This window comes from Bradyrhizobium prioriisuperbiae, assembly GCF_032397745.1.
Taxonomy (GTDB): domain Bacteria; phylum Pseudomonadota; class Alphaproteobacteria; order Rhizobiales; family Xanthobacteraceae; genus Bradyrhizobium_A; species Bradyrhizobium_A prioriisuperbiae.
Genome location: NZ_CP135921.1, coordinates 5,073,560 through 5,098,960, shown reverse-complemented (window position 1 = coordinate 5,098,960; position 25,401 = coordinate 5,073,560). Strand labels below are relative to the sequence as shown.

The window sequence follows — 25,401 nt, the reverse complement described above, 5'->3', positions numbered from 1 at the left end:
TCGTTCTCCTACATGGCCTGTTTTTTGGTGACGCCGTCCGTCCGTTCCGGACTGTCGGGAGGACGCGCCCGCCTGCTCAGAAAGTCGTCGCAGTAGAATTCCAGGCTTTGCCGCGCGCGCATGCTGTTGCGGCGGAGCTGGGAATAGGCGCTGTCTTCGTCGAGGCCATCCTGCTGCATCAGCAGGATGATCGATCGCACCACCGCACGCCTGCCACGGCGGCGCAATTCGAGATCCTGAATCCGGTCATTCATCTCGCTGCGCAGCAGGAACTGGTTGATGCCCATGAACAGCGAGGTGTAGACGGCACCGCCATGCACCGGCTTGCGCAGGAAGGATGTGGCACCGAGATTGACCAGAGCCTTGAGCCGGCTCGGCGCCTCGACGCCGACCAGGCCGATCACCGGCACCGGCGGCAGGCGCGACGCCGGATCCACCTCGATGGCCACGGCGCCTTCGAGATCACCGTCGATGAACAGGATATCCCGCTCAGCCTGCAGGCTGGCTGGATCGATCTGCGCCTTGCCATCGACGAGCGGCGGATACTCGCTCGTGACCCCGAGTTTGGCGAGCGTGGTTTCCAGCGCGGTTTCCGAACCGCCGCGGGCGGAAACGATCAGCGCGCGGCCACCCCTGAAATTCTGAAGCAATCGAGGCATCATGATTTCACCACTCGCAAGACGGGAGCGCGCATCGTCACCGCAAACCGTGGCGACGACTGGACGAGATAGGGATCCGGAGCCACCGGGCTGCGGGCCTCCAGCAGAACTTCGAACTGGCCGTTGGTGGCCGAGCGTGCGATCCGCGGTGTCAGCCAAGCGTGATAGGTTTGCGGATCGATACGCACCTCGCCCTGCGGAGCCAGCAGGCGCTGGTTGGCAACTGCGGCCCGCACCGCGCGCGCTTCATCGGTTCCCGCCTGCGTGAGCGACGCGGCCAGAAGTTTCACCGCGATGTAGGAGGCTTCCGCGTCGGCCGATGACACCGGCCCCTCCGGAAACGCCTTGGCATAAGCCGAGATGAAGGCTGTGCTTGCGGGCGAGTCCAGCGAAGAGAAGTACACGCTGGAACTGAGATGTCCGTCGACCGCCTCCGTCCCGATTTCGGCCAGTTCCGGCTCCGACAGCGTACAGCTCGCCACCGGAATCGCCATGGCTTGATCGATGCCCCGCGCACGGCAGGCGGCGCGGAACGCGCGGAAGAAGGCATAGTTGCTGGTGCCGATCAGGTTGTTGAAGACAAAGTCGGGGCGCTGGTCGAGGATCGCCGCAACCACCTGGTCGAATTCGGTGTCGCCGACCGGCAGGTAACGCTCGGCCACCACACTGCCGCCCCGCGCGGTCAGCGCCTCGCGGAAAATCCGGTTGTTCTCCCAGGCCCAGATGTAATTGGAGCCAACGCAGAACGCGCGCGTTCCGACCCGCGAGGCCAGATAATCGACCAGCGGCAGCACATGCTGGTTGGGTGAGGCGCCGGTGTAGACGACGTTGTCCGAGCTCTCGAACCCCTCATAGTGCGAGGGATACCACAGCAGCCCGTCGTACTTCTCGAAGCACGGGATCACCTCTTTGCGGCTCGACGAGGTGTAACAGCCGACCACCTGGCGGATGCCCGCCTTGAGCAGATCGAGGCTGAGCGCGCGATAGCGCTGCAGGTCGCCCGACGGATTGACCACCACTGGTTCGAACGTGACATCCCCGCCCGCCTCGGCCAGCTCGCGGAAAGCCAACGACGCACCATTCAGCATCGAGCGCGCCACCACGCTGTAGGAGCCGGTGGTCGAGAACATCACGCCGATCTGGAAATGCTGTCGCGTCATCCGCCTCTTTCAAAAACAAAAAAACGCCCGCCGGCTGTGAAGCCGAGGGCGCCCTCGCCACCAACTCAACACGCCTGAAATGCGACAGCGTGGTGTTGGAAATCGTTGTGAACTTGCCGCGTTAGCGGGCAGCTTTGCCCAACGCTCAGATATGAAGCTCCCCTAGATCGATATTGAAGTCAAGCGCGATATAGCAGCGCACGCTGCCTCAAATCCTTCTCCGCTGTCGAAAAAATATGCTGCTGCGCAAAGTGTGTGGGGCATGTCACACGTCGTGATTGTCGCACCGGCGCGGAACACGCAGCCGGCCGGCGCATGCAGCAATGTGCCGCGAGTTTCGGAAGCCGGACGCTAGGGCCCGTCCTCAATTAGAGGATTCCCCGGCAGATTATCGCGTGATTCATAGGCAGTCAGCTGATTCGGGAGCTGACAGATGCGCCGCTACGCCCTTCGGGACGATCAATGGGACAGGATCGAGGAGTTTTTGCCCGGCCGCAAAGGGCACGTTGGGGTCACCGCCAAGGACAATCGGCTGTTTGTCGAGGCGGTGCTGTACCGTTATCGCGCCGGGATTCCCTGGCGGGATTTGCCGGAGCGCTTTGGCGATCCGATCAAGGTTCACACGAGGTTTTCACGCTGGGCCAAGAGCGGTGTGTGGAAGAAGTTGTTTGAGATGCTGGCGAGCGATGCCGACAATGAGTACGCGATGATCGACAGCACAATCGTGCGGGCGCATCAGCACAGTGCCGGGGCGCAAAAAAAGCGGGCGAAGACGAGGCGCTCGGGCGCAGCAAAGGCGGGTTAAGCACCAAGATTCATGCGCTCGTCGATGCGCTGGGCAATCCGCTAGGGTTCAAACTTACGCCCGGCCAGGCCCATGATTTGCAAGGCGCCGATGCTCTGCTGCCGGACATGGCGGCCAATACCTTGCTGGCAGACAAGGCCTACGATGCCGACCAGCGGGTGATCGAACCGTTACTCGCCCGGGCAAAATCGGTCGTGATCCCGCCAAGAGGCCACCGCCAAATCCAGCGCGACTTCGATAAAGACGCCTACAAGGCGCGCCATCTCATCGAGAACTTCTTCTGCAAACTCAAGCAGTATCGCGCCATCGCAACCCGCTACGATAAAACTGCGAGAAATTTCCTTGCCGCAATCCACCTCGCCGCTGCTATCATTTGGCTCAATTGAGGACAGGCCCTAGTGTCCCGAATTCGAAGTTCGCTCAGAGGTGCGGCCAGGTGATGCGAGCTTCGAATTCGGGACACTAGACGGGGGTCATGGCCGTTTCGGTCAGATCGCGGGCAAAGCGGTTGTCCGCGTCAACAAGGATCACCTTCGGTTCGACGGGCGCCTCGACGAGTTCGAAGCCCATAATGATGATCTGTTCGCCCTGGCCGATGAGATGCGCAGCTGCGCCGTTCATGCAGATCGCACCGGAGTGTCTCGCACCTTCGATGACATAGGTTTCCAATCGTGCGCCTGACGTGTTCGAGACCACCAGCACGCGCTCTCCGACCCACAACCCGGCCCGTTCGATCAGCTCCTTGTCGATGGTAATGGATCCGACATAGGCGAGATTTGCCTCGGTCACAGTCGCATTGTGAATCTTCGAACGCATAACCCAGCGCAAATGTATCCTCCCTCGATGACGGCTGACGCGCCTTTGTCTTTGACGGTCTCGGCCTTGGCTCGCCGCAAACCTAAAGTCCCGCGGGGCGAATGTCGATGGCGGCGAAGTCAAGCGCGAGAGCTGCAACACATGTTGCAGTTCTCGAGGTCGATGATGCCGGCACCACCGAACCGAATGCCGGCTGTGATCACAGCCAGATTCAACCAGCCATCTCGGCTCCGACAAAGCTCATGAATTTTCGGCGGCCGTTGGCTCCGAAGAGAACGACGTCGTATTTTTCGGCCACCCCGCCTTCCATTCCCGGCGATCCAATCGGCATGCCCGGAACAGCCAACCCGACGGCCTTAGGTCGCTCCGCCAGCAAGCGTCGAACGGCCGCGGCGGGAACATGCCCCTCGAGAACATATCCGCTCGCCTCGGCGATGTGACATCCGGCGAGATCGGCCGGCACGCCGAGGCGTTGCCGGACGAGATGCAACTCGGTGCTTTCATGCACCGTCACGGCGAAGCCTGCGCCTTGAAGATGGTGGACCCAGCCTGTGCAACAGCCGCAGTTTGGATCTTTATGAACCAGTATCTCCGATGCTTCGGCGGATGCTGCCGATCTCGGCAGCATCAACAGCGCGACTGACAACCCAAGCACACCTCGTCTTGTCAAACCGCGCGGATATCCTGTCAAGTCATCCATATCTTTGACCTGTTCAGCTTTTTGGTTACCTAGATTAGTCCATACCTGCCCAGCGTCGAGTCAACTTTTCATGTGAGCGACTCGCCACCACAGACTTCACGCAGTCAACACACCTTCAGTTTGCTGGATGCGTTAGCGGCCTGGGCGGCTTCTCAAGTCCTTTCGACCAGGATCGATAATAGGCAACTCCAGTCATCAATCCAATACCGGCAAGACTAACGAGAAGTTGGGCCAGCAACGTCTCAGATATCAGCTCAAGCAGAAAATGACCAACGAAGGATAGAAAGATGCCAACGCAAAATACCTCCAGTGAGCGCTGACCACAGACAATCAAGGGCGCAAGCCAGCGCGATCTCAGGCCAGGCCGATCGATGGGCAAAAACCGGGCGACGAGAATTGCGAGAACCATGAAATGGATCACTCGGTAGGGTGCAAGGTTTGTCTTGTCGTTCGGATTGAACAGGCTCACGAGCCATTCAGGGAATAGCTGCCCGAACGCCTCGAAACGCCCCGCCATTGTCATGACCAACGCGAAAATGAGATAGGCTGATCCGATTGCAAGAACCGGCCAGGATCGAATGATCCTCCGTGCTCTCAATGCTCCGCCGAGCGCAGACCAGGCGCCAAGCATAAATAGAAATTGCCATGTGAACGGATTAAAATACCAGACACCTGTTGGATAGGCAGACAGATTCCACCCGAAATACCTGGCTACAAGATAGAGTGCGAGTGACCCCATAATCGTAAGATCAGGCTGTCGAAGCATCAGCCATAGCACTGGCGGAGAGGCGGCCATCAGCACGATGTAGAGCGGCAGAACATCGAGGTTGAGGGGCTTGAAATTCAGCAGCAATCCCTGCGTCAGTGTAGGGATTGGGCGATCAATCAGACCTGCTACGTTGAACTCGTCCAGAAGATGCGACTGGTTGTACGTCTGCGCGACCCAATTGATCGCCACCATGTAAACGACGAGCACCAGGGTATGAGCGACATACAATTGCCAGGCCCGCTCAACCAAGCGATCCGTTGCTGCAATGAAACCCTGCCTCAGCATGCTCTTCGCATAGACAAAGGCCGCTGCGTAGCCGGCAATGAAAACGAAGAGATCCGCGGCGTCGCTGAATCCGTAGTTTCTCGTCGTAATCCAGTTCACGGCATTGTTGGGGATATGGTCAAGAAAGATAGCCCAGTTAGCAACGCCGCGAAAAGATCCAAGCGAAGATCACGTCCCTTAGGAGGTAGAACAGCTCTGATTTTCATGCGATTTGCGAGCGGCCCTCTTCTTGAGTGCGCGATGTCTTCATGAAGTTCTGGCAAATACCCCCATTGTGCCGGACTTTGGTACATGTGGCGGCCGCACTCGAGTGGTCGGACAACTCGGCTTCTCCTCCCGATTCTCTCGGCAGCCAGATCAGCTTGGCTCAATGATGGCTCCTTTCGCTTCCCCGCGCGGTCGCCGCTGGCGCCCCACTTATTGAGTTTTGAGGTTCGACGCCGCCGACTCGTGTGGCGGCGTCGGATTTGGCGTCGCTATTTGCTTTTCTGCATTTTCGTGATGGTGATGCCGGCCGTCGCACGCTCGGCCTCGAACTGCACCTTGTCGCCGACCTTCACCTGCTTGAGCATTGCAGGATCCTGAACACGGAAGACCATGGTCATGCTCTCCTCGTCCATATCGAGGTTCTTGATCGGGCCATGCTTCAAGGTGATCTTTCCGGCAGCCTCATCGATCTTCTTGACCTCGCCATTCGCAGCCTGAGCGACCGCTGTTCCGGCGCCCAGGAGAAGGGAAAGCGAGAGTACTGCTGTTGTGAGTTTAACGTTCATATCCACTCCTTTCGGTTGAATTCGCCCGCTTTACTTGACCACGACGGTGCCGATCATCCCCGCTTCCCGGTGACCGGGAATCAGGCAGGAGTATTCGAACTCGCCGGCCTTGGTGAATTTCCAGACGATCTCGTCCGCTTTCTTCGGTGCAAGCCGCTTGCCGTTCGGATCGTCGTGCTCCATATCCGGGTTCTTTTTCATGGCCTCGGCGTGCTTGAGATTCTCAGCTGTCGTAGCCAGGATGAACTCGTGATCGAGCTCGCCATTGTTGCGAAGCACGAACTTGACTTGCTCGCCCTTCTTCACCTCGACCTTTGCCGGCATGAACATCATCTTGCCGTCCATCTCACCCATCGTGACCTGCACGATCCGCGCCGGCTTCTTCGCGTTTCCTGGTTCGCCCGCCGAAAACGAGTCATCGTGGTGGTGACCGGGAGGCCCCTCGCCAGCCCAGGCCGCTGCCGTCAGAAGCGTAGTTCCCACAAGCGTGATGAAGGTTTGTCGTCCAATTCTCATATGCTTCTCCTGTGAAGTTGAATTTGCTGTCCTCGCAGCGTTCCTACATCGGCATTTTCATGCCCTTCATTTGCATGGGCTTCTTGGCCTTCATGCCATCGGACTTGCCGTCCGGTTTCGTATTGTTTTGCCGCGGCGCCTGGCTGGCAGGAGCGTCGACTTTGTAAGCAACGGTGCCCGCGGGAAACTTGTATGGGCCAGGATCCTTGTAATCATCCCGCGCGAGATCCTCGCGAATCTTCATCACCGTGAACATGCCGCCCATCTCGATCGGCCCAAACTGGCCGGATCCCGTCATCATCATCAGCGTGTTGTCGGGCATCGGCATCTCCATTTCGCCCATCGCCATGCCGGTTGAACCCATCACCATCGCATCCGGTGCGAGCTTTCCAACCGCTTTGGCGAGATCCTTCTTCGACACACCGATGAAATTGCGCACGTCGTGGCCCATCGCGTTCATGGTGTGATGCGACTTATGGCAGTGGAACGCCCAGTCGCCGGGATTATCGGCCAGGACGTCGAAAGCCCGCACCGCGCCGACCGGTACATCGGTCGTGGTTTCCGGCCATTGGGCGCTTTCGGGGACCCAGCCGCCGTCAGTGCAACTGACCGCGAAGCTATGCCCATGCAGATGTATTGGATGGTTGGTCATCGTTAGGTTGCCAATGCGCACCCGCACCTTGTCCCCGAGCCGCACTGGTAAGGGATCGATGCCAGGGAACACCCGGCTGTTCCAGGTCCACATGTTGAAGTCGGTCATCTCGTTGACCTTCGGCAGGTAGGTGCCGGGGTCGATGAGATAGGTGCTCATGATGAAGACGAAGTCGCGGTCGACGGGCCGGAACGATGGATCACGCGGATGAACGATGAACATGCCCATCATGCCCATGGCCATCTGCACCATTTCGTCGGCGTGCGGGTGGTACATGAATGTCCCGCTCTTCTTCATCTCGAACTCATAGACGAAGGTTTCGCCCGGCTTGATGTGCGGCTGATTCAGCCCGCCGACGCCATCCATCCCGCTCGGCACGATCATGCCGTGCCAATGCACGGTGGTCCATTCGGGAAGCTTGTTGGTGACGAAGATGCGGACCTTGTCGCCTTCGACTGCCTCGATCGTCGGACCCGGCGATTGGCCGTTGTAGCCCCATAGATTCGCCTTCATGCCTTCGGCGAACTCGCGCACCACCGGCTCGGCGACCAGATGAAATTCCTTCCAGTCGCCGTTCATGCGCCAAGGCAGTGACCACCCATTAAGCGTGACAACCGGGCGATAGTCGGGACCGCTCTTCGGGTAAAGCGGCGGTTGCATGTTGACCTTGTCCATTGTCGGCGCTTCGGGAATGCTTGCGGCCTGCACGCGGCCGCTGACAGCGGCTGCGCCAGCAAGCACGGCCGCCGATCCAATGAAGTTACGTCGCGAGAACATGATGACCTCCTTTAATGTTCGTTGCCGCCAGCCGCCTGGACCGTCGTCGTGGAGCGCGTCTCCGGCGAAGCAGCGCCCCCTCCTCCACCGAAGACGACGGTCTTCAGCTCCGACTGCGCCAGCCAGAATTCGCGCTTTGCATCAACCGCGGCGCGTATCACGGCCAGCCTCTGCCGCGCCTCGGTGAGCAGCGCGAACACGTCGACCTGCATGCTTGAGAAGCGCAACTGCATCTCGTCCGAGATGATCTGGCGAAGCGGCAGAACCTCGCGTTGATAGTGGCTGGCGATGTCGTAGGTCGATCGATAAACACGATAGGCATCCCGCGCTTCGGACCGAACGTTGACCGCCTTCTCGGTCAGACGATTGAACGCCTGATTGTAGGTTTCGGTCGCCTGCCGAACGCGCACCTCGCCGCCGTCGAAAATCGGGATCTGAAACTGGATGTCAAAGCCGCGCTCCCTAAACGGAGGGCCCTCCGGATCGCGGGTCCTTCTCGAGATGCCGGCCATGTCCAGCAACGTCACGAAACGCGTAGCCTCAGTCAGCTTGAGAGACTTCGCCAGCGCGTCGAGTTCCATACGGGCGATCTGCAGGTCGACACGATGCCCGACGGCATCGACCTCGATTCCGGGAAGCGTGCGCGGGCGCGGCGGCAGCGTCGGAAGCTTGCCGGGCAAGCGGAAATTGAGATCGCCATTCCACAGACCGAGCAGGCGCGCCAGCCGCTCGCGCGAGCTTGCAGCCTCTTGCCTGACAGTTGCGAGATCAGCAGTGGTTTCCGCATAGAATGCCTGTTCACGCGCCTGATCGAGCTTGTTCAATGAACCGGTCTGACCAAGTTTTAACGCCAGTTGAGCGGTCGATTCGGCCGTTGACTTCCAATCCGTCAACAGAGCGGAAAGTTCATTCGCCGCGGCAGCGCGGTAGTATGCCCGTCGAACATCGGCGGCGAGACGCAGGGTCTCCAGCGCCGCCCGCAGTTGCGCCTGGCGGAAGCGCTCGCGCGCGATCTCCGAGCGGAACGGCAGGGTCGCGAGCGCCAAAATATCACCGACGACCTGTCGCTCGATCTCGCTCGCACCATTGCCGGTGATCCGCGAGATGGAGAATGTCGGATTGGGCGGCAGGCTCTCCTGAACCATGTCCGCTTCGGCCAGCGCCAGCTCGTTGTAGGCCGCCTGCAGGCCCTTATTGTTGAGCAAAGCGACTTGAACAGCCGAGTCCGCGGTCAGCGTTGGCCGAAGCAGTGACCGCACGGCATCGTTGGCCGATTGCGCATCGTCAGGCGTCCGGACCGCAATGACGTCCTTCTTCAGAGCCTCTCCCGTGACGTCGGCCACAACCTTCATCCCACCGTCGGGCGAGAAAGACGCACAGCCGGACAGCAGCGCTGACACCACGACGAGCCCAAGCGCTGTCCGGTGCCGACCGGGTTGCGAGACGACGTGCAAAATATTTGCTGATGTTGTCATCGCCGCCTCCTATTGCCCGGACTTCGGGGATGGAGTGACGTCTTCGTTCTGCTGGCGCCAGGGCGCCGGCGTGGCCGGACGCAGGCTGGTGTAGGGCGCAACCGTCGAGCGGTAGCTGACGGGCGCAACGCGCGCCGCCGGATCCGCGGGATCCTTCTCCTTCAACGCGATCGGAACCGCGCATCCCGACACCACGCCGCCGATGGCCAACAGAGCCATCCCCGTCGCAACGCCGGCCCTCCTCTGATAGATTTTGCATGCCACCGAACGAACGGCGGCGAACTTCGCCCCAAACTGCGTCAACATAAACCTTTTCCCCGAACTGCCGATGAATCGAAGCCGCGCACGCCAAGTCAGGCGCGGCGCCACGTCATTTCGTCAAGTCAGGAAATGGGGGGACGGTAATGCCGAGGCGGCGCGTTATCCGCGAGGTTGCGGTAATTCTCGGCGTCGCAGACCGAGGCTGGCGCAGCAGGCTCGACCATGTCGACGACGGTGGCCGGCAGCGCGCTTATGCACACCATGCCGCAGCATAGCGTACCAGCCGCCTTGTGGGGCTCTTCCGCAGGAGGCGCCGCTCTATCGGCGACGGATTTTGCAGCATCTGAATCGTCCGACGCACTAACGTGCGAATGGCCTGCTTCTCGATGTTCATGCACCTGGCCGTCTTTATGGACGTGCCGCGAGACACCATCACCCGGCTGATGCACATGAATAATGCCCAGATTATGCTCCTCGTCGGTGAGACAAGGCGCTGCCCTCGAGCCATTGGTGGCAGCAAACGCAAGGCTCGGTGCCAGCACGCAAAGCAGATACGTCAGGGCAAGCAAGCCTGCTCTCAATCGCATTGCTTTGGTCAGACGCACGAACATCGCTAGTTTGATCTTATTCCCAAAAAAGACTGTTGATCGACCTGAACCACAAGCATAGCCGGGAACCGAATGGTCGCCAAGCCGGAACTCCAGTTGTTCATCACCTTTCCGCCCGCCCGACAACCTCCATAAGTTCGGCGATCTTCTTGCGCTGATCGGCCTTGTCGCCGCTCGCGATCGCGTATTCCACGCAATGCGCAACGTGGTCCTTCAGCAACTCTTCTTCCACCCGGCGAAGCGCGGCACGAACGGCGGAAATCTGCGTTACGATATCGATGCAGTAGCGGTCCTCCTCCACCATTCGGGAGAGGCCGCGCACCTGGCCCTCGATTCGGCTCAAGCGCTTTTGGCAGGACGTCTTGATGTCTTTTCGCATGCGAGCTATATACCCCTACAGGGTATGGGTTGCAAGGTGCTCGGGAGATTTAGATGACCGCCGCCGAAAATGCAAATAAGGACACGAACGCAACAGGTTGCTGCGGCGGAAATCACGGCCACTCCGCGCACAAGCACGGCGATCATCACTATGATCACAGCTCAAACCAGAGCACGACGGGGGTCGACCCTGTTTGCAGGATGACGGTCGATCCTGCGACTAGCAAACATCGTTTCGATTATCACGGCCACACATATTATTTCTGTTCGGCTGGCTGCCGGACCAAATTTGCGACGGCACCGGAGCGATACCTCAACAAGACCGTTCAGCAAGCCGACGTCCCGGAAGGCACGATGTACACCTGCCCCATGCACCCGGAGATCCGTCAGATCGGTCCGGGAAGCTGTCCTATCTGTGGGATGGCGCTAGAACCTGAGCTGGCAACCGTTGACGCCGGCCCCAATCCCGAACTCGCCGACATGAACAGACGCTTCTGGATCGGGCTCGCGCTGGCGCTCCCGGCGGTCATTCTGGAGATGGGTGGCCATCTGGTCGGCAGCCATGGCTGGGTCGATCAGACCTTGTCAAACTGGATCCAGCTTGTATTCGCGACCCCCGTGGTTCTTTGGGCAGGCTGGCCTTTCTTCGTACGCGGCTGGCAATCCCTGCTGACGCGCAATCTCAACATGTTCACCCTGATCGCGATGGGCGTCGGAGTTGCTTACGCCTACAGCCTGGTAGCAACGATCGCACCGGGCATCTTCCCGCCGGCTTTCCGCCGCCACGACGGCGCGGTCGCCGTATACTTCGAAGCAGCGGCGGTCATTACCGTATTGGTCCTCCTCGGTCAGATGCTGGAGCTGCGCGCCCGCGAGGCCACCTCCGGGGCGATCAAGGCACTGCTCGATCTCGCGCCCAAAACGGCGCGGCGCGTTGATGACAGCGGCACCGATCACGAGGTCCCACTCGACAGCGTCCATGTGGGCGACAAGTTGCGCGTCCGGCCGGGGGAGAAGGTGCCGGTTGATGGAGTCATACTCGATGGACGCTCGTCCCTCGACGAATCGATGGTAACCGGTGAATCGATGCCGGTCACAAAGGAAACCGGCGCCAAGGTCATTGCGGGCACGCTCAATCAGTCCGGCGGCTTCGTGATGAAAGCCGAAAAAGTCGGTCGCGACACCATGCTCTCCCAGATCGTGCAGATGGTGGCGCAGGCGCAGCGATCGCGGGCTCCGATCCAGCGGCTCGCCGATCAGGTTGCCGGCTGGTTCGTGCCGGCTGTGATTGTTGTTGCGCTCATCGCATTTGGCGCCTGGTCACTCTTCGGCCCGGAGCCACGTGTGGCATTCGGCCTTGTCGCAGCCGTGAGCGTGCTGATCATCGCCTGCCCCTGCGCGCTGGGCTTGGCCACGCCTATGTCGATCATGGTTGGCGTCGGTCGTGGCGCTCACGCGGGCGTGCTGATCAAGAATGCCGAGGCACTTGAGCGCATGGAGAAGGTCAACACGCTGGTGGTGGATAAGACGGGTACGCTGACTGAAGGAAAGCCGAAGGTCGTCTCGATTGTTCCAGCCACAGGCTTGCAGGAAGCCGATATTCTGCGACTTGCTGCGAGCGTCGAGCGCGCCAGCGAACATCCTCTCGCCGACGCCATCGTTCGCGCTGCCAACGAACAGAATCTGACTTTAGCCAATGTGGACGAGTTCAACTCTCCCACCGGCAAAGGCGTCACGGGAAAGGTTGAGGGCAAGACAATCTTGTTGGGGAACGTGGCCTTGCTGAAGGCTGAGGGCATCGAAACCCAGCCACTGGATGCGCAAGCCGAGACGCTGCGCGGAGATGGCGCAACCGTCATCAACATTGCAATCGATGGTCGATTGGCCGGACTCTTCGCAATTGCCGACCCGGTGAAACAATCAACACCAGCTGCCCTGAAGGCCTTGGCGACAGAGGGCATCGACGTCATCATGTTGACCGGCGACAACCGGACCACGGCAAATGCAGTCGCGAGGCGGCTCGGAATCGCCAATGTCGAGGCAGAAGTGCTTCCGGATCAGAAGAGCGCCGTTGTCAGCAAACTACAGAAGGCCGGGCGCATCGTCGCGATGGCCGGCGACGGCGTCAACGACGCCCCTGCCCTGGCGGCCGCGGAAGTCGGCATCGCAATGGGTACCGGCACGGACGTCGCGATGGAGAGCGCCAGCGTGACTTTGCTCAAGGGCGACCTCGGCGGCATCGTCCGGGCGCGCCGCCTGTCGCAGGCCACCATGCGCAATATCCGTCAGAATCTGTTCTTCGCGTTCATCTATAACGCAGCCGGAATTCCGGTCGCAGCGGGTATTCTTTATCCAACCTTTGGTGTGTTGCTTTCGCCAATCATCGCGGCCGCAGCAATGGCATTATCGTCTGTGAGCGTCGTCGGCAACGCATTGCGGCTGCGAGGAACCGAGCTCTGACTGCCTAGAACTTCCTCTCTGTGACTGCGATCGGGCTTTAGGATGCTACCTAACCGACGCGTCCCGAAAACGGCCGCGCCTGAAAGTGGCAAGCGTCTAGCGGCCGATTGAATGAACAAAGGATGAATTGATCCAACATGCTTTGTTCACAACCGCGCTGCGACAATTGGCCATAATGCAAGCTCGCAGCTTAGCACAACATACACCCATTGTCAGATGGCGCTGAAACGCTGATCGGACGCTGGGCTTCTGGCCCAAGAGGAGGAAAAAATGCGTCGTTCAATTTTTGCGGCGACAGTAGTTGCGGCAATCGTCGGCGCGGGATCACTCGTCAGTGTGCCGGCAAATGCGATGCCGAGAATTGATGGACTGAACGCATCAGTTGCAGGTGAACTGACAGAACCGGTGCATCTGGTATGTCGGCGAACATGGACCGGCTATGGCTGGCGCAGGACCTGTTATGAAACAGGCCCCCGTTACTATGACGGCGGACCAGGCTACTATTACGGTGGTGGACCAAGCTTTTATTTTGGCGGCGGAGGATTCTTCCACCATCACCATCATGGTCACCACGGTCATCATGGCGGCCACCACGGCCACCATTAACGTTTGAGGGTGCGTCTCACCTTCATCGTAGGTCCGAGCGAAACCTGCCGTGCCATAGAGCAGAAAATGCTCGACCGTATAACCAACGCGGGCGCGCGACGTCTTGTTAGCGAACGGCGTCTTCGCTGCCGGGCTGCTCGCCCCCGTCGACGTGGCTGCGATTTGTCTGAGTCAGCGTTGCCGACGTCAATAACCGCTGCGTCCGTGAGGCACACCCGAAATTCGCCTGCCAGCTGAATAGAGACGCTCAAGGCAGACCGTCCCGATAGAGTTCGCCGGCCCGGGCCGGCGAGGCCGATTGCGATCAACGGCTGGAGCTGCCAATCCAGTGACATCGACCGCCGGTCTGCGAGCACGATCATGTCATGGGGGACAGTTGCAGATCAGCGACGGCACCGGCGCAGCAACGCTGGCACATTGTCCGCAGGCTCCGCCGTCTCATACGGGCCGTTGGTCCGGAACTCCCCTGCCGCGAATTCCTCGAGAAGCGGGCCAGTATCCGGCCCGTTCGGCTATCGGCGGCAAAACACCTCATATTTAATTTTTGCCGTGATTTAATATTTTAAATCATTAAACTATTTAATATTTTATTCTTCATTGCGAGCCCCGCCATGGCAATATCAACGGCTTCTTCCGGTAGCGTAAGCACCATATTGAGATCGTGGGCAGCTCAATGGCAACAGCAAGCGCTTTCTTCACCGTGCGGCTCCTGCAACGGGCGCGCTTGCTCAGTATGCTCGATCCGTATCGGGGGTCCGTCGAAAAATGGTCAGCCTTCCGGATACGCGCCCAGGATACTTGAGTACGACAAGCCGGACGATGCAACGACCACTGACACCAACAACCTTGGCGTCCTGGACTTTGCAGCACTCCTGAGCTACGGCCCTGGCGGGCTCGGCACCACGGATCCGTCGACTGTTAATCTCTTCCAGCCGAGCACCAGCACCTCTGCCGCGCCCTCGCTTGCTGCGGCCGCAGCACAAAATGCCATCGTGCTGGAAAACCAGAAGCCGGGCACGCCAGAGAGCGTGTGGCTTATCGGGCAAGCCGACTCGAGCATCGAAGGATATGCAGCGCAATTCACGATCGACAATGGTCAACGGGTCGATTTCAAGATCAGCACGAACGCCACCAACTACCGCATCGATATCTATCGCCTCGGCTACTATGGCGGAAATGGCGCCCGGCTCATCACCACCATCAACAAGAACCTCGCGACCGCGCAAACTCAGCCGCTACCGTTGTTTGATCCGACCACAAAACTGGTGGATGCCGGCAATTGGTCGGTATCCGCCTCATGGGACATCCCGGCGGATGCCGTGTCAGGTATCTATTTCGCCGAGCTGACACGTCTCGACACCGGCGGCCAGAACATCATCCCGTTCATCGTTCGTGACGACCAAAATCCCAGCGACATCACGTTTCAGACCTCGGATACCACCTGGCAGGCGTACAACTGGTGGGGCGGCTACAACTTTTACGGCGGTGTCGACCAGAGCGGTCGGATCGGCCGGTCACCCACACCCGCTCGTTGTGGAGCAGCACCGGTACGCTGCTGGCGACCGCCACGTTCACGAACGAGACGACCAGTGGCTGGCAGACCATCACCTTCAGCAACCCGGTTTCGATCGCAGCCGGCACGACATATGTGGCGAGCTTCAACAGCAACGGCCGCTACGCCGCGACTAGTACCCCCTTTTCTTGGAACGTGAGTCGCGATTCAAGGTCAGGATGATTCTGCTAGCAAGAGAAGCCCCTTCTTCCGCAGAGGATCGCGTATCACTCAGCTCTGATTCCGGGTACTAGCAACTATTTCACCACCGCTCGCGTTAGCGGTCCGCTGACGGCGCCCGCAACCAACAATGGCGTTTACTCCTATGGCACCGGCAATCTGTTCCCGACCGGCACATACGGCGCAACCAACTACTGGGTCGACGTGCTGTTCAGCCCCACGAGCGGCGCCAACCAGCCGCCGGTCGCGAATAATGACAGCGGCTTCAGCGCCACCCAGAACACGACGCTGTCTATTCCGGCGGCGACCCTGCTCGCCAACGACACCGATCCGAACGGCGATGCCCTGACAGTCACGGGCGCCAGCGGCGGCGTCAACGGCACGGCCGCCTACAATGCAGAGACCAACACCGTGACTTTTACGCCGACCGCCGGTTACACCGGGCCGGCGTCGTTCAATTACGCGATCTCAGATGGCCGTGGCGGCGCCGCCACGGCATCCGTCGGCCTGACTGTGAGCCCTGCGTCGTCGACCGTGAGCCTATTCAGTGCCAGTTCGACCCCTAGCGTCGTGACGGTCAACGACCCGAACTCGGTAGAGCTCGGGCTCAAATTCCAAGCCTCGAGCAACGGCGACATTATCGGGATTCGCTTCTACAAGGGACCGCAGAATACCGGTACCCACGTCGCCGACCTTTGGTCGGCCACCGGCACGTTGCTTGCCAGCGCGACCTTCAGCAACGAAACCACGAGCGGCTGGCAGCAGGTCAATTTCGCCACGCCGGTGACAATCACCGCGGGGACGACTTACATAGCCTCTTATCACACCGCGGGAAACTACTCAGCCGATCCGAACCTGTTTGCCAACGCCGTCACCAATGGGCCGCTGACGGCGCCCTCGTCCGCGTCCAGCGGCGGTAACGGCGTGTATGCGTATGGGAGCGGGAGCCTGTTCCCAAGCAACACATACAATGCGACGAGCTACGGCGTTGACGTGCTGTTCCGCGCCCAACTGGCAGCATAGCGTTCGGTCACGTAAGAGCTTACAGTTTGGCATGGGACGTCCAGGCAGCGATATCGAAAAGAAATCGATGATCGCAAAAGACGTGGCGTTATTTGGAGTTTTCCCGTCGTCGTTCTTCAGCAGAAAATCGGACAGACTCGCCTCTTTCAGGAGAGCGAAGGTACAACGGTGACCAAGCGCCGAAACATTGCATCAATCCGTTGGGGCGGCAGCTTCGCCCCACTGTCAAGCCACCAGGTCAACATGGTCATGTAGGCTCCGATGACATACTGGACGGCAAGTTCACGCGGCATCACCTCCCGGGATTCTTGTCGTCGGTTGCGGCAAGTTCGTCGCGCGCCAGATCAGAAAGTATCTGGCGAATGGCGCCAAGCTGACGGTGCCGCCGCGCCCGCCGACCAACACTTGATAGTAGTCCCTATGGTTACGCGCATGCTCGAACATGGCCAGACTGAAATCAAAGCTCCGGCTCTTCACTGCTCCCGCCGTCGCCAGCGCCTCCCTCTATCGATCGGTGAGCAGCCTACGCAAAGGCTCAAAACCGCTCCGCTTTAAATCATCCTTGCTTGTGTAGTGGGCGTAGAAAGTCGATCGGCCAACATTGGCCGAGCATTTTTGCCACCGTCATCTCACTGATACACATTCGGCCGATTGAACTCCTGGCCGGTGTGGCGGCAACGTCGAAGGCATTCAATGCCGACATCCAAAATCAGCAACTATTGATCGTAACTGCCTCCATTTCCGCCGTGCTGGTGTTGATCGTGCTCACCGTGCTGTCGGTGTACAAGCCGCGTGGCATGACCCGGTACGGGCAGCGCAAGCAGCGTGCACCGTCGCAGTTCTGATTGAATAATCGATCGCGGACCGCGAGAGCTATATCGCCGCTCCGCGTTGCAACCGAACCAGGCGAGTCGGACATCGCCGTATCGCACGACACCGCGACAGAGGAGCCCGGTGTCAAACGCTGAAGCTCTGCCCGTTCCCGTTCCATCCGTCGCCATTCAGTGCAGGCGGCCTCTCCGGCAGCGCGACAATCCGCAGCAGGTTGGTGGTGCCGGGCTGGCCGAACGGGATGCCGGCGGTGATCACGATGTTGTCGCCGGGCGCGCCGAAGCGCTGGGACAGCGCCGTTTCACAGGCGACCCGTGTCATCGACGCTTCATCTTCGATCTCGCTGTCGATCACCACGGAATGAATGCCCCACACCGGCGTCAGCCGTCGTGCGGTGGCGATCGAGGGCGTGATCGAGAGAATCGGCGCCACCGGCCGCTCGCGGGCAGCACGGATGCTGGTGAAGCCGGAGCTGGTGTAGGTGATGGTGGCCTTGGCGGAAATCTGCCGTGCCACATGGCGCAGCGCGCGGCAGATGGCATCGGCATGGGTCGTGCGGGCCTCCTCGTGCTGGGCGTCCGCCAGCACCCGGTAATGCGGGTCCGCCTCGACGCCCTGGATGATGGAATGCATCATCGTCACCGCTTCGCGCGGATACTGCCCGCTGGCGGACTCCGCCGACAGCATCACCGCATCGGTGCCTTCATAGATCGCGGTGGCGACGTCGGAGGCTTCCGCGCGGGTCGGCACCGGTGAGCTGGTCATCGATTCCAGCATTTGTGTCGCCACCACCACCGGCTTGCCCTCGCGGTGACAGGCACGCACGATGCGGCGCTGGATCACCGGCACTTGCTCCGGCGGCATCTCGACGCCGAGATCGCCGCGCGCCACCATGATGCCGTCGGCCAATGCCACGATGGCATCGAGATTGTGAATCGCCGCCGGCTTTTCCAGTTTCGCCATGATCAGCGCACGATCACCGATCAGGCCCCGCGCTTCCTCGATATCTTCATGGCGCTGCACGAACGACAGCGCCACCCAATCAGCGCCCATCTCGAGCCCAAAGGCGAGATCGCGGCGATCACGGGTGGTGAACGGCGACATCGGCAGGATGACGCTGGGAACATTGATGCCCTTGTGCTCGGACAATTTGCCACCGACCACGACACGGGTCTCGGCGAAGTCCGGCCCGCAGGCGCCGACCTCAAGCGCAATCTTGCCGTCGTCGAGCAACAAGCTGGTGCCGGGCTTCAATGCCGCAAAAATCTCCGGGTGCGGCAGCGAGACGCGGCGCTGGTCGCCCAGACCGGACTCCAGATCGAGCCGGAAGGACTCGCCGCTGCGCAGCACGATCGGACCGTCAGCAAACTTGCCGACCCGCAGCTTCGGCCCCTGCAGGTCCATCAGGATGCCGACCGGACGCCCGACCTCCTGCTCCAGCTTGCGGATGATCTCGAACCGCGCGCGGTGATCCTCATGGCTGCCGTGGCTGAAGTTCAGCCGGAACATGTCGACTCCGGCCTCAAACAGCGAGCGGATCATCTCCGGCGACGAGCTCGACGGTCCCAGCGTCGCGACGATTTTGGCGTTTCGAGAACGGCGCACGGTCAATATTCCTTCGCGGCAATCAATGCGTTCAAAAAACATCCGCGAGCATCTGTTCGACCGGGGGGATCAATCGAATGCTCGCGGATGTGGTCACCCGGGGATTGTCATGCCATCCGCCGGGCCGAAACGACAGCGTGACGCCTCACGCCTTCGCAATCTCGTGCCCGGCAGCAAGCTCCAGCGCCTTCACCATCGCCGAGTGATCCCAGGCCTTGCCGCCCTGCGCGGCACAGGCATTGAACAGCTGCTGCGCCATTGCGGTCGCCGGCAACGCCAAGCCCAGTGCGCGTGCACCGTCCAGAGCCAAATTGAGATCTTTCTGGTGCAGCTCGATACGGAAACCCGGCTCGAAATTGCGCTTCACCATGCGCTCGCCATGCACTTCAAGGATGCGCGAGGAGGCAAACCCGCCCATCAGGGCCTGGCGCACCAGCGCGGGATCGGCGCCGGCCTTGGAAGCGAACAACAGCGCCTCGCCAACCGCTTCGATGGTCAGCGCGACAATGATCTGGTTCGCCACCTTGGTGGTCTGGCCATCGCCATTGCCACCGACAAGCGTAACGTTCTTGCCCATCTTCTCGAACAGCGGCTTCACGGTGTTGAACGCGTTCTCGGGGCCGCCCACCATGATGGTGAGCGACGCCGCCTTGGCGCCGACCTCGCCACCCGACACCGGCGCGTCGAGATAATCCGCGCCACGCGCGTTGATCGCCTTGGCGAACTCCTTGGTCGCCAACGGCGAGATCGAGCTCATGTCGACCACGATCTTGCCCGCCTTGACCCCCTCGGCCACGCCGCCCTTGTCGAACAGCACGGCATTCACATGCGGGGTATCCGGCACCATGATGAAAATGATGTCGGACTGCTCCGCCACGTCCTTGCCTGACTTGGCCGCCGTCGCACCTGCCTTCAGCAGGTCGTCGGGCACGGGATTGACGTCATGCACCACCAAGCGATGTCCCGCCGCTAGAAGATGCCCCGCCATCGGGCGCCCCATGATGCCGAGGCCGATAAAGCCGAGATTGCTCATTGTGATTTTCCTTTGAATTGAGAGTCAATCGATCGCGCAAGCCGACACTCCACCCTCTGTGTCATCACCGGGCTTGTCCCGGTGATCCCGCTTAGGGAGGCAGTGCGCCCCTAAGCGGGGTTGCCGGAACAAGTCCGGCAACGACAGGAGAAAGTGGCGCGTCGTTTCACTCCGCAGCCATCGGCGCGTACCAGCCGAGGCTTTCGGTGGTGGTGGTCTTCGGCTTGTATTCGCAGCCGATCCAGCCGCGGTAGCCGATCTCGTCGAGATAGCGGAACAGAAACGGATAGTTGATCTCGCCGGTGCCGGGTTCGTTGCGGCCGGGATTGTCGGCGAGTTGCACGTGCGCAATGCGATTGAGGTGCTTCTTCAGGGTGGGCGCGATGTCGCCCTCCATCACCTGCATGTGGTAAATGTCGTACTGGATGAAGAGATTGTCCGAACCGACCTCGGCGATGATATCAGCGGCCTGCGCCGTGCCGGTGAGGGAGAAGCCGGGAATGTCACGGGTGTTGATCGGTTCGATCAGCAGCCTGATGCGCTCCTTCGCCAGCGCGGCCGCGGCATACCGCAGATTTTTCACCAGCACCTCTTTGAGCTGGGCCTTGTCGGATCCCTCAGGCGCAATGCCCACCAGACAATTGAGCTGACGGCAATCCAGCGCCCTGGCGTAATCGATAGCGCGCTCGACACCGTCGCGGAATTCCAGCAGGCGATCGGGCAGGATCGCAATGCCACGCTCTCCGTCCGCCCAGCGTCCCGCCGGCAGATTGTGCAGCACCTGGGTCAGCCCGTGTTGCTGCAACTGCTCGGCCAGCACCGCCTTCTCGAACTCATAGGGAAACAGATACTCGACGCCGGAGAAGCCGGCGTGCTTGGCGGCAGCGAAACGCTCGACGAACGGCAGCTCGCTGAACAGCATGGTGAGGTTGGCGGCGAATTTCGGCACGGGTGGTGTCCTTCTATGTCCGAAGTGCGAATTTTCGTTGTCGTTGCCGGGCTTGTCCTCAGCGACTTCGGCTTCGCCGAAGTCGCGGTAACAACCTCGCTTAGGGACGCAGTGCCCTCCTAAGCGTGATCACTGCGACTTGGCGCAGCCAAGTCGCTGGGGACAAGCCCGGTGATGACAGTGGTGGGTGGAGGAGCATCTCGCCCCTCCCCAACTACTCCGCCGGCACCAGCGCGGGCTTCGGCGCTTCCTCGAACTCATTGATGCCGTCGATCTCCAGGCCCATCGGGATGTTGGTGACGCGCTCAAGGATGAACTCGATCACCACCGGCACCTGGTGCTCCTGCATCAGCGCCTCGGCGCGGGCGAAGGCGTCCTTGAACTCGTTGGGACTGCGCACCCGCACCGCCTTGCATCCCAGGCCTTCAGCCACCGCGACATGATCGACGCCGTAACCGCCGGTATCCGGCGCATTGATGTTCTCGAACGCGAGGCTCACCTCGAAATCCATATTGAAGCCGCGCTGCGCCTGGCGGATCAGGCCGAGATAAGAGTTGTTCACCACCACATGCAGATAAGGCAGCTTGTGCTGGGCACCGACGGCGAGCTCCTCGATCAGGAACTGGAAGTCGTAATCGCCCGACAGCGCCACGATCTTCTTGTCCGGGCACGCCGCGCGCACGCCGAGCGCCGCCGGCAAGGTCCAGCCGAGCGGGCCGGCCTGGCCGCAATTGATCCAGTGCCTGGGGTGATAGACGTTGAGCAACTGACCGCCGGCGATCTGCGAGAGACCGATCGCAGTGACGTAACAAGCGTCACGGCCGAACGCGGCGTTCATTTCCTCATAGACACGCTGCGGCTTCAGCGGCACCTGGTCGAAATGGGTCCTGCGCAGCATGCTGGCCTTGCGCTCGCCGCACTCCCGCGCCCAGGCGCTGCGGTCTTTCAGCTTCCGCGCTTTCTGCCGCTCGCGCGCCACCTCGATGAACAGCGTCAGGGCCGCGTGCGCATCGGAGACGATGCCTAAGTCAGGGCCGAACACCCGACCGATTTGCGTCGGCTCGATATCGACATGGATGAACTTGCGGCCCTTGGTGTAGACCTCGACCGAGCCGGTGTGACGGTTGGCCCAGCGGTTGCCGATGCCGATGACGAAGTCGGATGCCAGCAGCGTGGCGTTACCATAACGATGGCTGGTCTGCAGGCCGCACATTCCGGCCATCAGCGGATGATCGTCGGGAATGGCGCCCCACCCCATCAGGGTCGGGATCACCGGAATGCCGGTGAGTTCGGCGAACTCGATCAGCTCAGCCGACGCATCCGCATTGATGATGCCGCCGCCGGCCACGATCAGCGGCCGCTCGGCCGCTTCCAGCATATCGAGTGCTTTCTCGATCTGCTTGCGTGTCGCGCGCGGCTTGTAGACCGGCAGCGACGCATAGGTGTCTTCATCGAATTCGATCTCGGCGAGCTGCACGTCGATCGGCAGGTCGACCAGCACCGGGCCCGGCCGGCCCGAGCGCATCACATGAAACGCCTGCTGCAGCACCATCGGCACCAGCGCCGGTTCGCGCACCGTGACGGCCCATTTGGTGACGGGCTTGGCGATCGACTCGATGTCGACGGCCTGGAAATCCTCCTTGTAGAGTTTTGCGCGCGGCGCCTGGCCGGTAATGCACAGGATCGGGATCGAATCCGCCTGCGCCGAATACAATCCGGTGATCATGTCGGTGCCGGCCGGCCCCGAAGTGCCGATGCAGACGCCGATATTGCCGGCCACTGCGCGGGTGTAACCCTCCGCCATGTGCGAGGCGCCCTCGACATGGCGCGCCAGCACGTGGCGGATCGATCCCCGCGCCTTCAGCGCCGAATACAGCGGATTGATCGCAGCCCCCGGCACGCCGAATGCGCAGGAGATGCCTTCCTTTTCAAGAACCCGCACCGCCGCATCGACTGCTCGCATCCTGGCCATGGCCCACTCCGATAAGTTGTTGTCGGAGTTGCAGCATCGGCGTATGCGAGGCCGTTCTCAATCGCCCCGGTTTTGTTTCCCACGATGCGGCAGAGATATGGAAAGCATTATCTGCTCAAGCGGTTAGGCCGCGAACGAGCGTGGAATGGGCACGCAGGAAGACGCTCGGCTGGACAGGGCGAGGCGCTGCGACACCCTCAGCCGCCATGGCTCGTCCCCCGGCCATGACGAGGTAAGTGCCACGCTCCGCCGGTCACCGCGAACCGGCAATCGTGCCGTAGCGCAGTCCCTTTTCCTTGAGCCAGCGGCGATAGGCCACCGACGATCCGTCGGCACGGGTCGGTGTTTCGGCGCGCGGCTCGAGCGGCAGCCGCACCGGGCGCTGGTTCTCCACGATGATGCGATCCTGGAGGAAGATCACCTGCTCGAACTTGAGCAGATCGTTGTGCGTCGACTGGCTATCGACCAGAAACATCACCGGCTGCGCGCGGCAGAGATCCTCCTCCATCGGCTGGATGAACAGCGCAATGGCGTCGAGGCACGACGGTGCCGAAGGGCAGACGCGATAGAGCATCACCGCGAATGGCGAGGGAACACGATAGGTGAGCCGGACAAAATCGCCTGCCTCTTCGGTAACCGCGATGCGCGGCTGGAAGAACCGGCAGTTGGTGGCCCAGACCTCATCGACGTCGCGGCGGATCTCGTAGCCGTAGACAGGCACTTCGGTGTGAGGCTCGGAGCCGAGAATGTCGGCGTGGACGAATGGAAAATGCGCCATGTCGAGAAAATTCTCGACCACGCGCGGCCCGGACGCGCGCATCTTGACCCAGCCGCAGATCACGAAGCGGCGGTCGTGTTCGGCCGCTTCGGGAATGTCGAAAATCTCCCGCGGCGGCGCGCCCAGCGTGGTCCACAGGCAGCCGTAGCGTTCGCGCACCGGCAGCGCCGCACCGAGACGGCCTGACGCATCAATTTCCTGCACCAGCGGCGTGCCGTCGGCCTGGCGGCGCAGCACGATGTCCTGGCCGAGCAGCCGGGTCCGGCGGAGAACAGCCGTGACATCGGACGATGTCTCGACCGCATACCAGTCGTTGAGCGCCACTGGGTCGTCGGTCCTGGCCATGCATCCTCCCTGTTCGCGTCACGCCGGCCCGGTCCACTGCACCGAACCGTGTTCGTGTTCGGCAAGATAGGCCGCGCGGCGCGCGAACAGTCCCGGCGCCACTGCGCGCGCATGATCGATCAGCGCGCGCAGATCGGCGGTCTTCAGTTCGCCGCCCTCGACCACAATCTCGCCGTCGATCATGGTCAGCGCGACATCGCTGCCGCGCACCGCATGGACCAGATTGTGCTGCAGATTGAAATAGGGGCCGTCGCCGAACAACGGCGTCATCCGCGGCGTGTCGGTGCGAACCGCGATCAAGTCGGCCTTCTTGCCGACCTCCAGCGAGCCGATCTCATGGTCGAGTCCGATGGCGCGGGCCCCCATGATGGTCCCCATCCTCAGCGCTTTCCATGAATCCAGCGCCGCGGCATCGAGACCTCGAAGCTTGCCGAGCAGCGACGCGGTCTTCATCTCCTCGAACATGTCGAGGTTGTTGTTCTCCTTTTCGCCGTCGGTTCCTAGACCAACGGCGACGCCGGCGGCAAGCATCGCCTCGACCGGCGCGATGCCGCTGGCGAGCTTCATGTTGCTGACGGGATTGTGCGCCACCGAGACGCTGCGGCGCGCCAGCAGATCGATCTCGCCGTCGTCGAGCCAGACCGCGTGGGCAATCATCGCCATCGGCGTCTCGAAGAAGCCGAGATCGTCCAGCGCGAACATCGCGCGCTTGCCGTAACGCGTCTCGAACTCCGCGGCCTCGATCGAGGCTTCGCTGCAATGGGTGTGGAAGCCGGTGCGATGGCGCTTCGCCATCTCGATGGCGCGGCGCTGGCCGGCCTCGTCGGAATAGAACAGATGCTCGAGGCCAACCCAGACACCGACGCGGCCATTGGCCTTGCCGTGCCAGTTCTCGATCATCCGCTCGTTGTCGTCGAGCGTATCGAAATAGTTGTAGTCGGGATGCTCGCCGACATAGGGCACGGCAACCAGGCGGTTGCCGATGCCTTCGGCCGCGCGCGCGCTGCCGTCCATGAAGCGCCACATGTCGACCAGGGTCGTGGTGCCGCTGAGGACACTCTCAGCGTAGCACAGCCAGGACGCGGCTTCCGCCTCCTGCGGCTGCAACACCCGGTGCATCGGGTTGATGTGAAGCCGCAGCCAGTCCCAGACCGGCAGGTGCTCCGCGGTGCCGCGCAGCAGCCCCGAATGCATGTGGGCATTCACCAGTCCCGGCATGATCAGGCAATCGCGCAAATATTTCACCTCGGCCGCCGGATGCGCCGAGATCAGCGCGTTCCTGGTGTCGATCCCTGCGATGCGCCCGTCGCGCACCAGCACGGCGCCGTCCGTCACGACGCAGTCGTCCGCTTCCATGGTGAGAAGGAAATCGGCGGCGACGATCCTGTCGGTCACGTCTGCGGTCCCCGTTGTCGGCGCGCTCCTGTCGCGAT

Annotated in this window: 21 protein-coding genes and 3 pseudogenes; 6 read left to right on the top strand and 18 right to left on the bottom strand. The window is 61.2% G+C overall.

Annotated elements, in window-relative coordinates:
* Window positions 1–8: 8 nt before the first annotated feature.
* Together RS897_RS24145 and RS897_RS24140 are read right to left on the bottom strand one after the other, a co-directional pair.
* Window positions 9–662 carry an ANTAR domain-containing response regulator gene (locus tag RS897_RS24145; RefSeq protein WP_315831240.1) on the bottom strand — a complete coding sequence of 218 codons (654 nt, stop codon included), beginning with the start codon at window positions 660–662 and terminating at the stop codon, window positions 9–11.
* Entirely contained in the window at window positions 659–1,819 is a 1,161-nt protein-coding gene (locus RS897_RS24140; protein ID WP_315831239.1) for a transporter substrate-binding domain-containing protein, read from the bottom strand. The genes RS897_RS24145 and RS897_RS24140 overlap by 4 nt, the downstream gene beginning before the upstream one ends.
* 433 nt (window positions 1,820–2,252) lie before the next feature.
* On the opposite strand from RS897_RS24140, the gene RS897_RS24135 reads away from it, so the two are divergent.
* Window positions 2,253–3,010, top strand: a protein-coding gene (locus tag RS897_RS24135; protein ID WP_315831238.1) for an IS5 family transposase whose coding sequence is annotated in 2 segments (ribosomal slippage) — window positions 2,253–2,583 and window positions 2,583–3,010 — 759 coding nt in all. Because the reading frame shifts where the segments join, the coding sequence is not laid out codon by codon here.
* 76 nt (window positions 3,011–3,086) lie between these two features.
* On the opposite strand, the gene panD is transcribed toward RS897_RS24135, so the two are convergent.
* The 10 genes and pseudogenes from panD to RS897_RS24085 all read right to left on the bottom strand — a co-directional run bounded on the left by panD (window position 3,087) and on the right by RS897_RS24085 (window position 10,635).
* Window positions 3,087–3,440, bottom strand: a complete 354-nt coding sequence (panD, locus tag RS897_RS24130) for an aspartate 1-decarboxylase (RefSeq protein WP_315831237.1) — start codon at window positions 3,438–3,440, stop codon at window positions 3,087–3,089.
* Window positions 3,441–3,651: 211 nt separating this feature from the next.
* A complete protein-coding gene (locus tag RS897_RS24125; protein WP_315831236.1) occupies window positions 3,652–4,140 on the bottom strand; it encodes a DUF411 domain-containing protein in 489 nt (162 codons plus the stop codon).
* Between the two features lie 115 nt (window positions 4,141–4,255).
* Window positions 4,256–5,400, bottom strand: a pseudogene (locus RS897_RS24120) (OpgC domain-containing protein).
* A gap of 270 nt (window positions 5,401–5,670) precedes the next feature.
* Window positions 5,671–5,967 (bottom strand): copper-binding protein, encoded by a 297-nt coding sequence (locus RS897_RS24115; RefSeq protein ID WP_315831235.1) that lies wholly within the window; start codon window positions 5,965–5,967, stop codon window positions 5,671–5,673.
* 30 nt (window positions 5,968–5,997) lie between these two features.
* The gene (locus RS897_RS24110) at window positions 5,998–6,483 is read right to left on the bottom strand and encodes a cupredoxin domain-containing protein (protein WP_315831234.1); all 486 of its coding nucleotides are present in this window, start codon (window positions 6,481–6,483) and stop codon (window positions 5,998–6,000) included.
* A gap of 43 nt (window positions 6,484–6,526) precedes the next feature.
* Window positions 6,527–7,912 (bottom strand): multicopper oxidase family protein, encoded by a 1,386-nt coding sequence (locus RS897_RS24105; protein ID WP_315831233.1) that lies wholly within the window; start codon window positions 7,910–7,912, stop codon window positions 6,527–6,529.
* Between the two features lie 11 nt (window positions 7,913–7,923).
* Window positions 7,924–9,387, bottom strand: a complete 1,464-nt coding sequence (locus tag RS897_RS24100; protein WP_315831232.1) for a TolC family protein — start codon at window positions 9,385–9,387, stop codon at window positions 7,924–7,926.
* A 9-nt stretch (window positions 9,388–9,396) separates the two neighbouring features.
* Window positions 9,397–9,693, bottom strand: a complete 297-nt coding sequence (locus tag RS897_RS24095) for a hypothetical protein (RefSeq protein WP_407654289.1) — start codon at window positions 9,691–9,693, stop codon at window positions 9,397–9,399.
* A 77-nt stretch (window positions 9,694–9,770) separates the two neighbouring features.
* On the bottom strand, window positions 9,771–10,259 hold the full coding sequence (locus RS897_RS24090; RefSeq protein ID WP_315831230.1) for a hypothetical protein: 489 nt from the start codon (window positions 10,257–10,259) through the stop codon (window positions 9,771–9,773).
* A 100-nt stretch (window positions 10,260–10,359) separates the two neighbouring features.
* A complete protein-coding gene (locus tag RS897_RS24085) occupies window positions 10,360–10,635 on the bottom strand; it encodes a metal-sensitive transcriptional regulator (protein WP_315831229.1) in 276 nt (91 codons plus the stop codon).
* Window positions 10,636–10,688: 53 nt separating this feature from the next.
* Between RS897_RS24085 and RS897_RS24080 the strand changes: the two genes are divergently transcribed.
* From RS897_RS24080 to RS897_RS24050, 5 genes and pseudogenes are all read left to right on the top strand, one after another.
* On the top strand, window positions 10,689–13,094 hold the full coding sequence (locus RS897_RS24080; RefSeq protein WP_315831228.1) for a heavy metal translocating P-type ATPase: 2,406 nt from the start codon (window positions 10,689–10,691) through the stop codon (window positions 13,092–13,094).
* A 460-nt stretch (window positions 13,095–13,554) separates the two neighbouring features.
* A complete protein-coding gene (locus RS897_RS24075) occupies window positions 13,555–13,707 on the top strand; it encodes a hypothetical protein (RefSeq protein ID WP_315831227.1) in 153 nt (50 codons plus the stop codon).
* Between the two features lie 883 nt (window positions 13,708–14,590).
* A pseudogene (locus RS897_RS42310) lies at window positions 14,591–15,187 on the top strand (N,N-dimethylformamidase beta subunit family domain-containing protein); the annotation flags it as partial.
* 32 nt (window positions 15,188–15,219) lie between these two features.
* Window positions 15,220–16,455, top strand: a pseudogene (locus tag RS897_RS24055) (DUF4082 domain-containing protein); the annotation flags it as partial.
* Between the two features lie 719 nt (window positions 16,456–17,174).
* Window positions 17,175–17,300, top strand: a complete 126-nt coding sequence (locus RS897_RS24050; RefSeq protein ID WP_315831225.1) for a hypothetical protein — start codon at window positions 17,175–17,177, stop codon at window positions 17,298–17,300.
* 112 nt (window positions 17,301–17,412) lie between these two features.
* On the opposite strand, the gene pyk is transcribed toward RS897_RS24050, so the two are convergent.
* The 6 genes from pyk to RS897_RS24020 all read right to left on the bottom strand — a co-directional run bounded on the left by pyk (window position 17,413) and on the right by RS897_RS24020 (window position 25,363).
* The gene (gene pyk, locus RS897_RS24045) at window positions 17,413–18,891 is read right to left on the bottom strand and encodes a pyruvate kinase (RefSeq protein WP_315831224.1); all 1,479 of its coding nucleotides are present in this window, start codon (window positions 18,889–18,891) and stop codon (window positions 17,413–17,415) included.
* 145 nt (window positions 18,892–19,036) lie between these two features.
* Entirely contained in the window at window positions 19,037–19,924 is an 888-nt protein-coding gene (gene glxR, locus RS897_RS24040) for a 2-hydroxy-3-oxopropionate reductase (RefSeq protein WP_315831223.1), read from the bottom strand.
* A gap of 166 nt (window positions 19,925–20,090) precedes the next feature.
* Entirely contained in the window at window positions 20,091–20,873 is a 783-nt protein-coding gene (gene hyi / locus RS897_RS24035) for a hydroxypyruvate isomerase (RefSeq protein ID WP_315831222.1), read from the bottom strand.
* A gap of 214 nt (window positions 20,874–21,087) precedes the next feature.
* Window positions 21,088–22,845 carry a glyoxylate carboligase gene (gene gcl, locus RS897_RS24030; protein ID WP_315831221.1) on the bottom strand — a complete coding sequence of 586 codons (1,758 nt, stop codon included), beginning with the start codon at window positions 22,843–22,845 and terminating at the stop codon, window positions 21,088–21,090.
* A 253-nt stretch (window positions 22,846–23,098) separates the two neighbouring features.
* Window positions 23,099–23,968 (bottom strand): aromatic ring-hydroxylating dioxygenase subunit alpha, encoded by an 870-nt coding sequence (locus RS897_RS24025; protein WP_315831220.1) that lies wholly within the window; start codon window positions 23,966–23,968, stop codon window positions 23,099–23,101.
* A gap of 18 nt (window positions 23,969–23,986) precedes the next feature.
* Window positions 23,987–25,363, bottom strand: a complete 1,377-nt coding sequence (locus RS897_RS24020) for an amidohydrolase family protein (RefSeq protein WP_315831219.1) — start codon at window positions 25,361–25,363, stop codon at window positions 23,987–23,989.
* Window positions 25,364–25,401 lie beyond the last annotated feature (38 nt).

Coding starts and splice junctions, on each gene's coding strand:
- RS897_RS24075 (WP_315831227.1), top strand. CDS start 13,555: ATGAAACAGGCCCCCGTTACTATGACGGCGGACCAGGCTACTATTACG.
- RS897_RS24140 (WP_315831239.1), bottom strand. CDS start 1,819: ATGACGCGACAGCATTTCCAGATCGGCGTGATGTTCTCGACCACCGGC.
- gcl (WP_315831221.1), bottom strand. CDS start 22,845: ATGGCCAGGATGCGAGCAGTCGATGCGGCGGTGCGGGTTCTTGAAAAG.
- glxR (WP_315831223.1), bottom strand. CDS start 19,924: ATGAGCAATCTCGGCTTTATCGGCCTCGGCATCATGGGGCGCCCGATG.
- RS897_RS24110 (WP_315831234.1), bottom strand. CDS start 6,483: ATGAGAATTGGACGACAAACCTTCATCACGCTTGTGGGAACTACGCTT.
- RS897_RS24105 (WP_315831233.1), bottom strand. CDS start 7,912: ATGTTCTCGCGACGTAACTTCATTGGATCGGCGGCCGTGCTTGCTGGC.
- RS897_RS24085 (WP_315831229.1), bottom strand. CDS start 10,635: ATGCGAAAAGACATCAAGACGTCCTGCCAAAAGCGCTTGAGCCGAATC.
- RS897_RS24100 (WP_315831232.1), bottom strand. CDS start 9,387: ATGACAACATCAGCAAATATTTTGCACGTCGTCTCGCAACCCGGTCGG.
- panD (WP_315831237.1), bottom strand. CDS start 3,440: ATGCGTTCGAAGATTCACAATGCGACTGTGACCGAGGCAAATCTCGCC.
- RS897_RS24095 (WP_407654289.1), bottom strand. CDS start 9,693: ATGTTGACGCAGTTTGGGGCGAAGTTCGCCGCCGTTCGTTCGGTGGCA.
- RS897_RS24125 (WP_315831236.1), bottom strand. CDS start 4,140: ATGGATGACTTGACAGGATATCCGCGCGGTTTGACAAGACGAGGTGTG.
- RS897_RS24115 (WP_315831235.1), bottom strand. CDS start 5,967: ATGAACGTTAAACTCACAACAGCAGTACTCTCGCTTTCCCTTCTCCTG.
- RS897_RS24145 (WP_315831240.1), bottom strand. CDS start 662: ATGATGCCTCGATTGCTTCAGAATTTCAGGGGTGGCCGCGCGCTGATC.
- RS897_RS24025 (WP_315831220.1), bottom strand. CDS start 23,968: ATGGCCAGGACCGACGACCCAGTGGCGCTCAACGACTGGTATGCGGTC.
- RS897_RS24080 (WP_315831228.1), top strand. CDS start 10,689: ATGACCGCCGCCGAAAATGCAAATAAGGACACGAACGCAACAGGTTGC.
- RS897_RS24090 (WP_315831230.1), bottom strand. CDS start 10,259: ATGTTCGTGCGTCTGACCAAAGCAATGCGATTGAGAGCAGGCTTGCTT.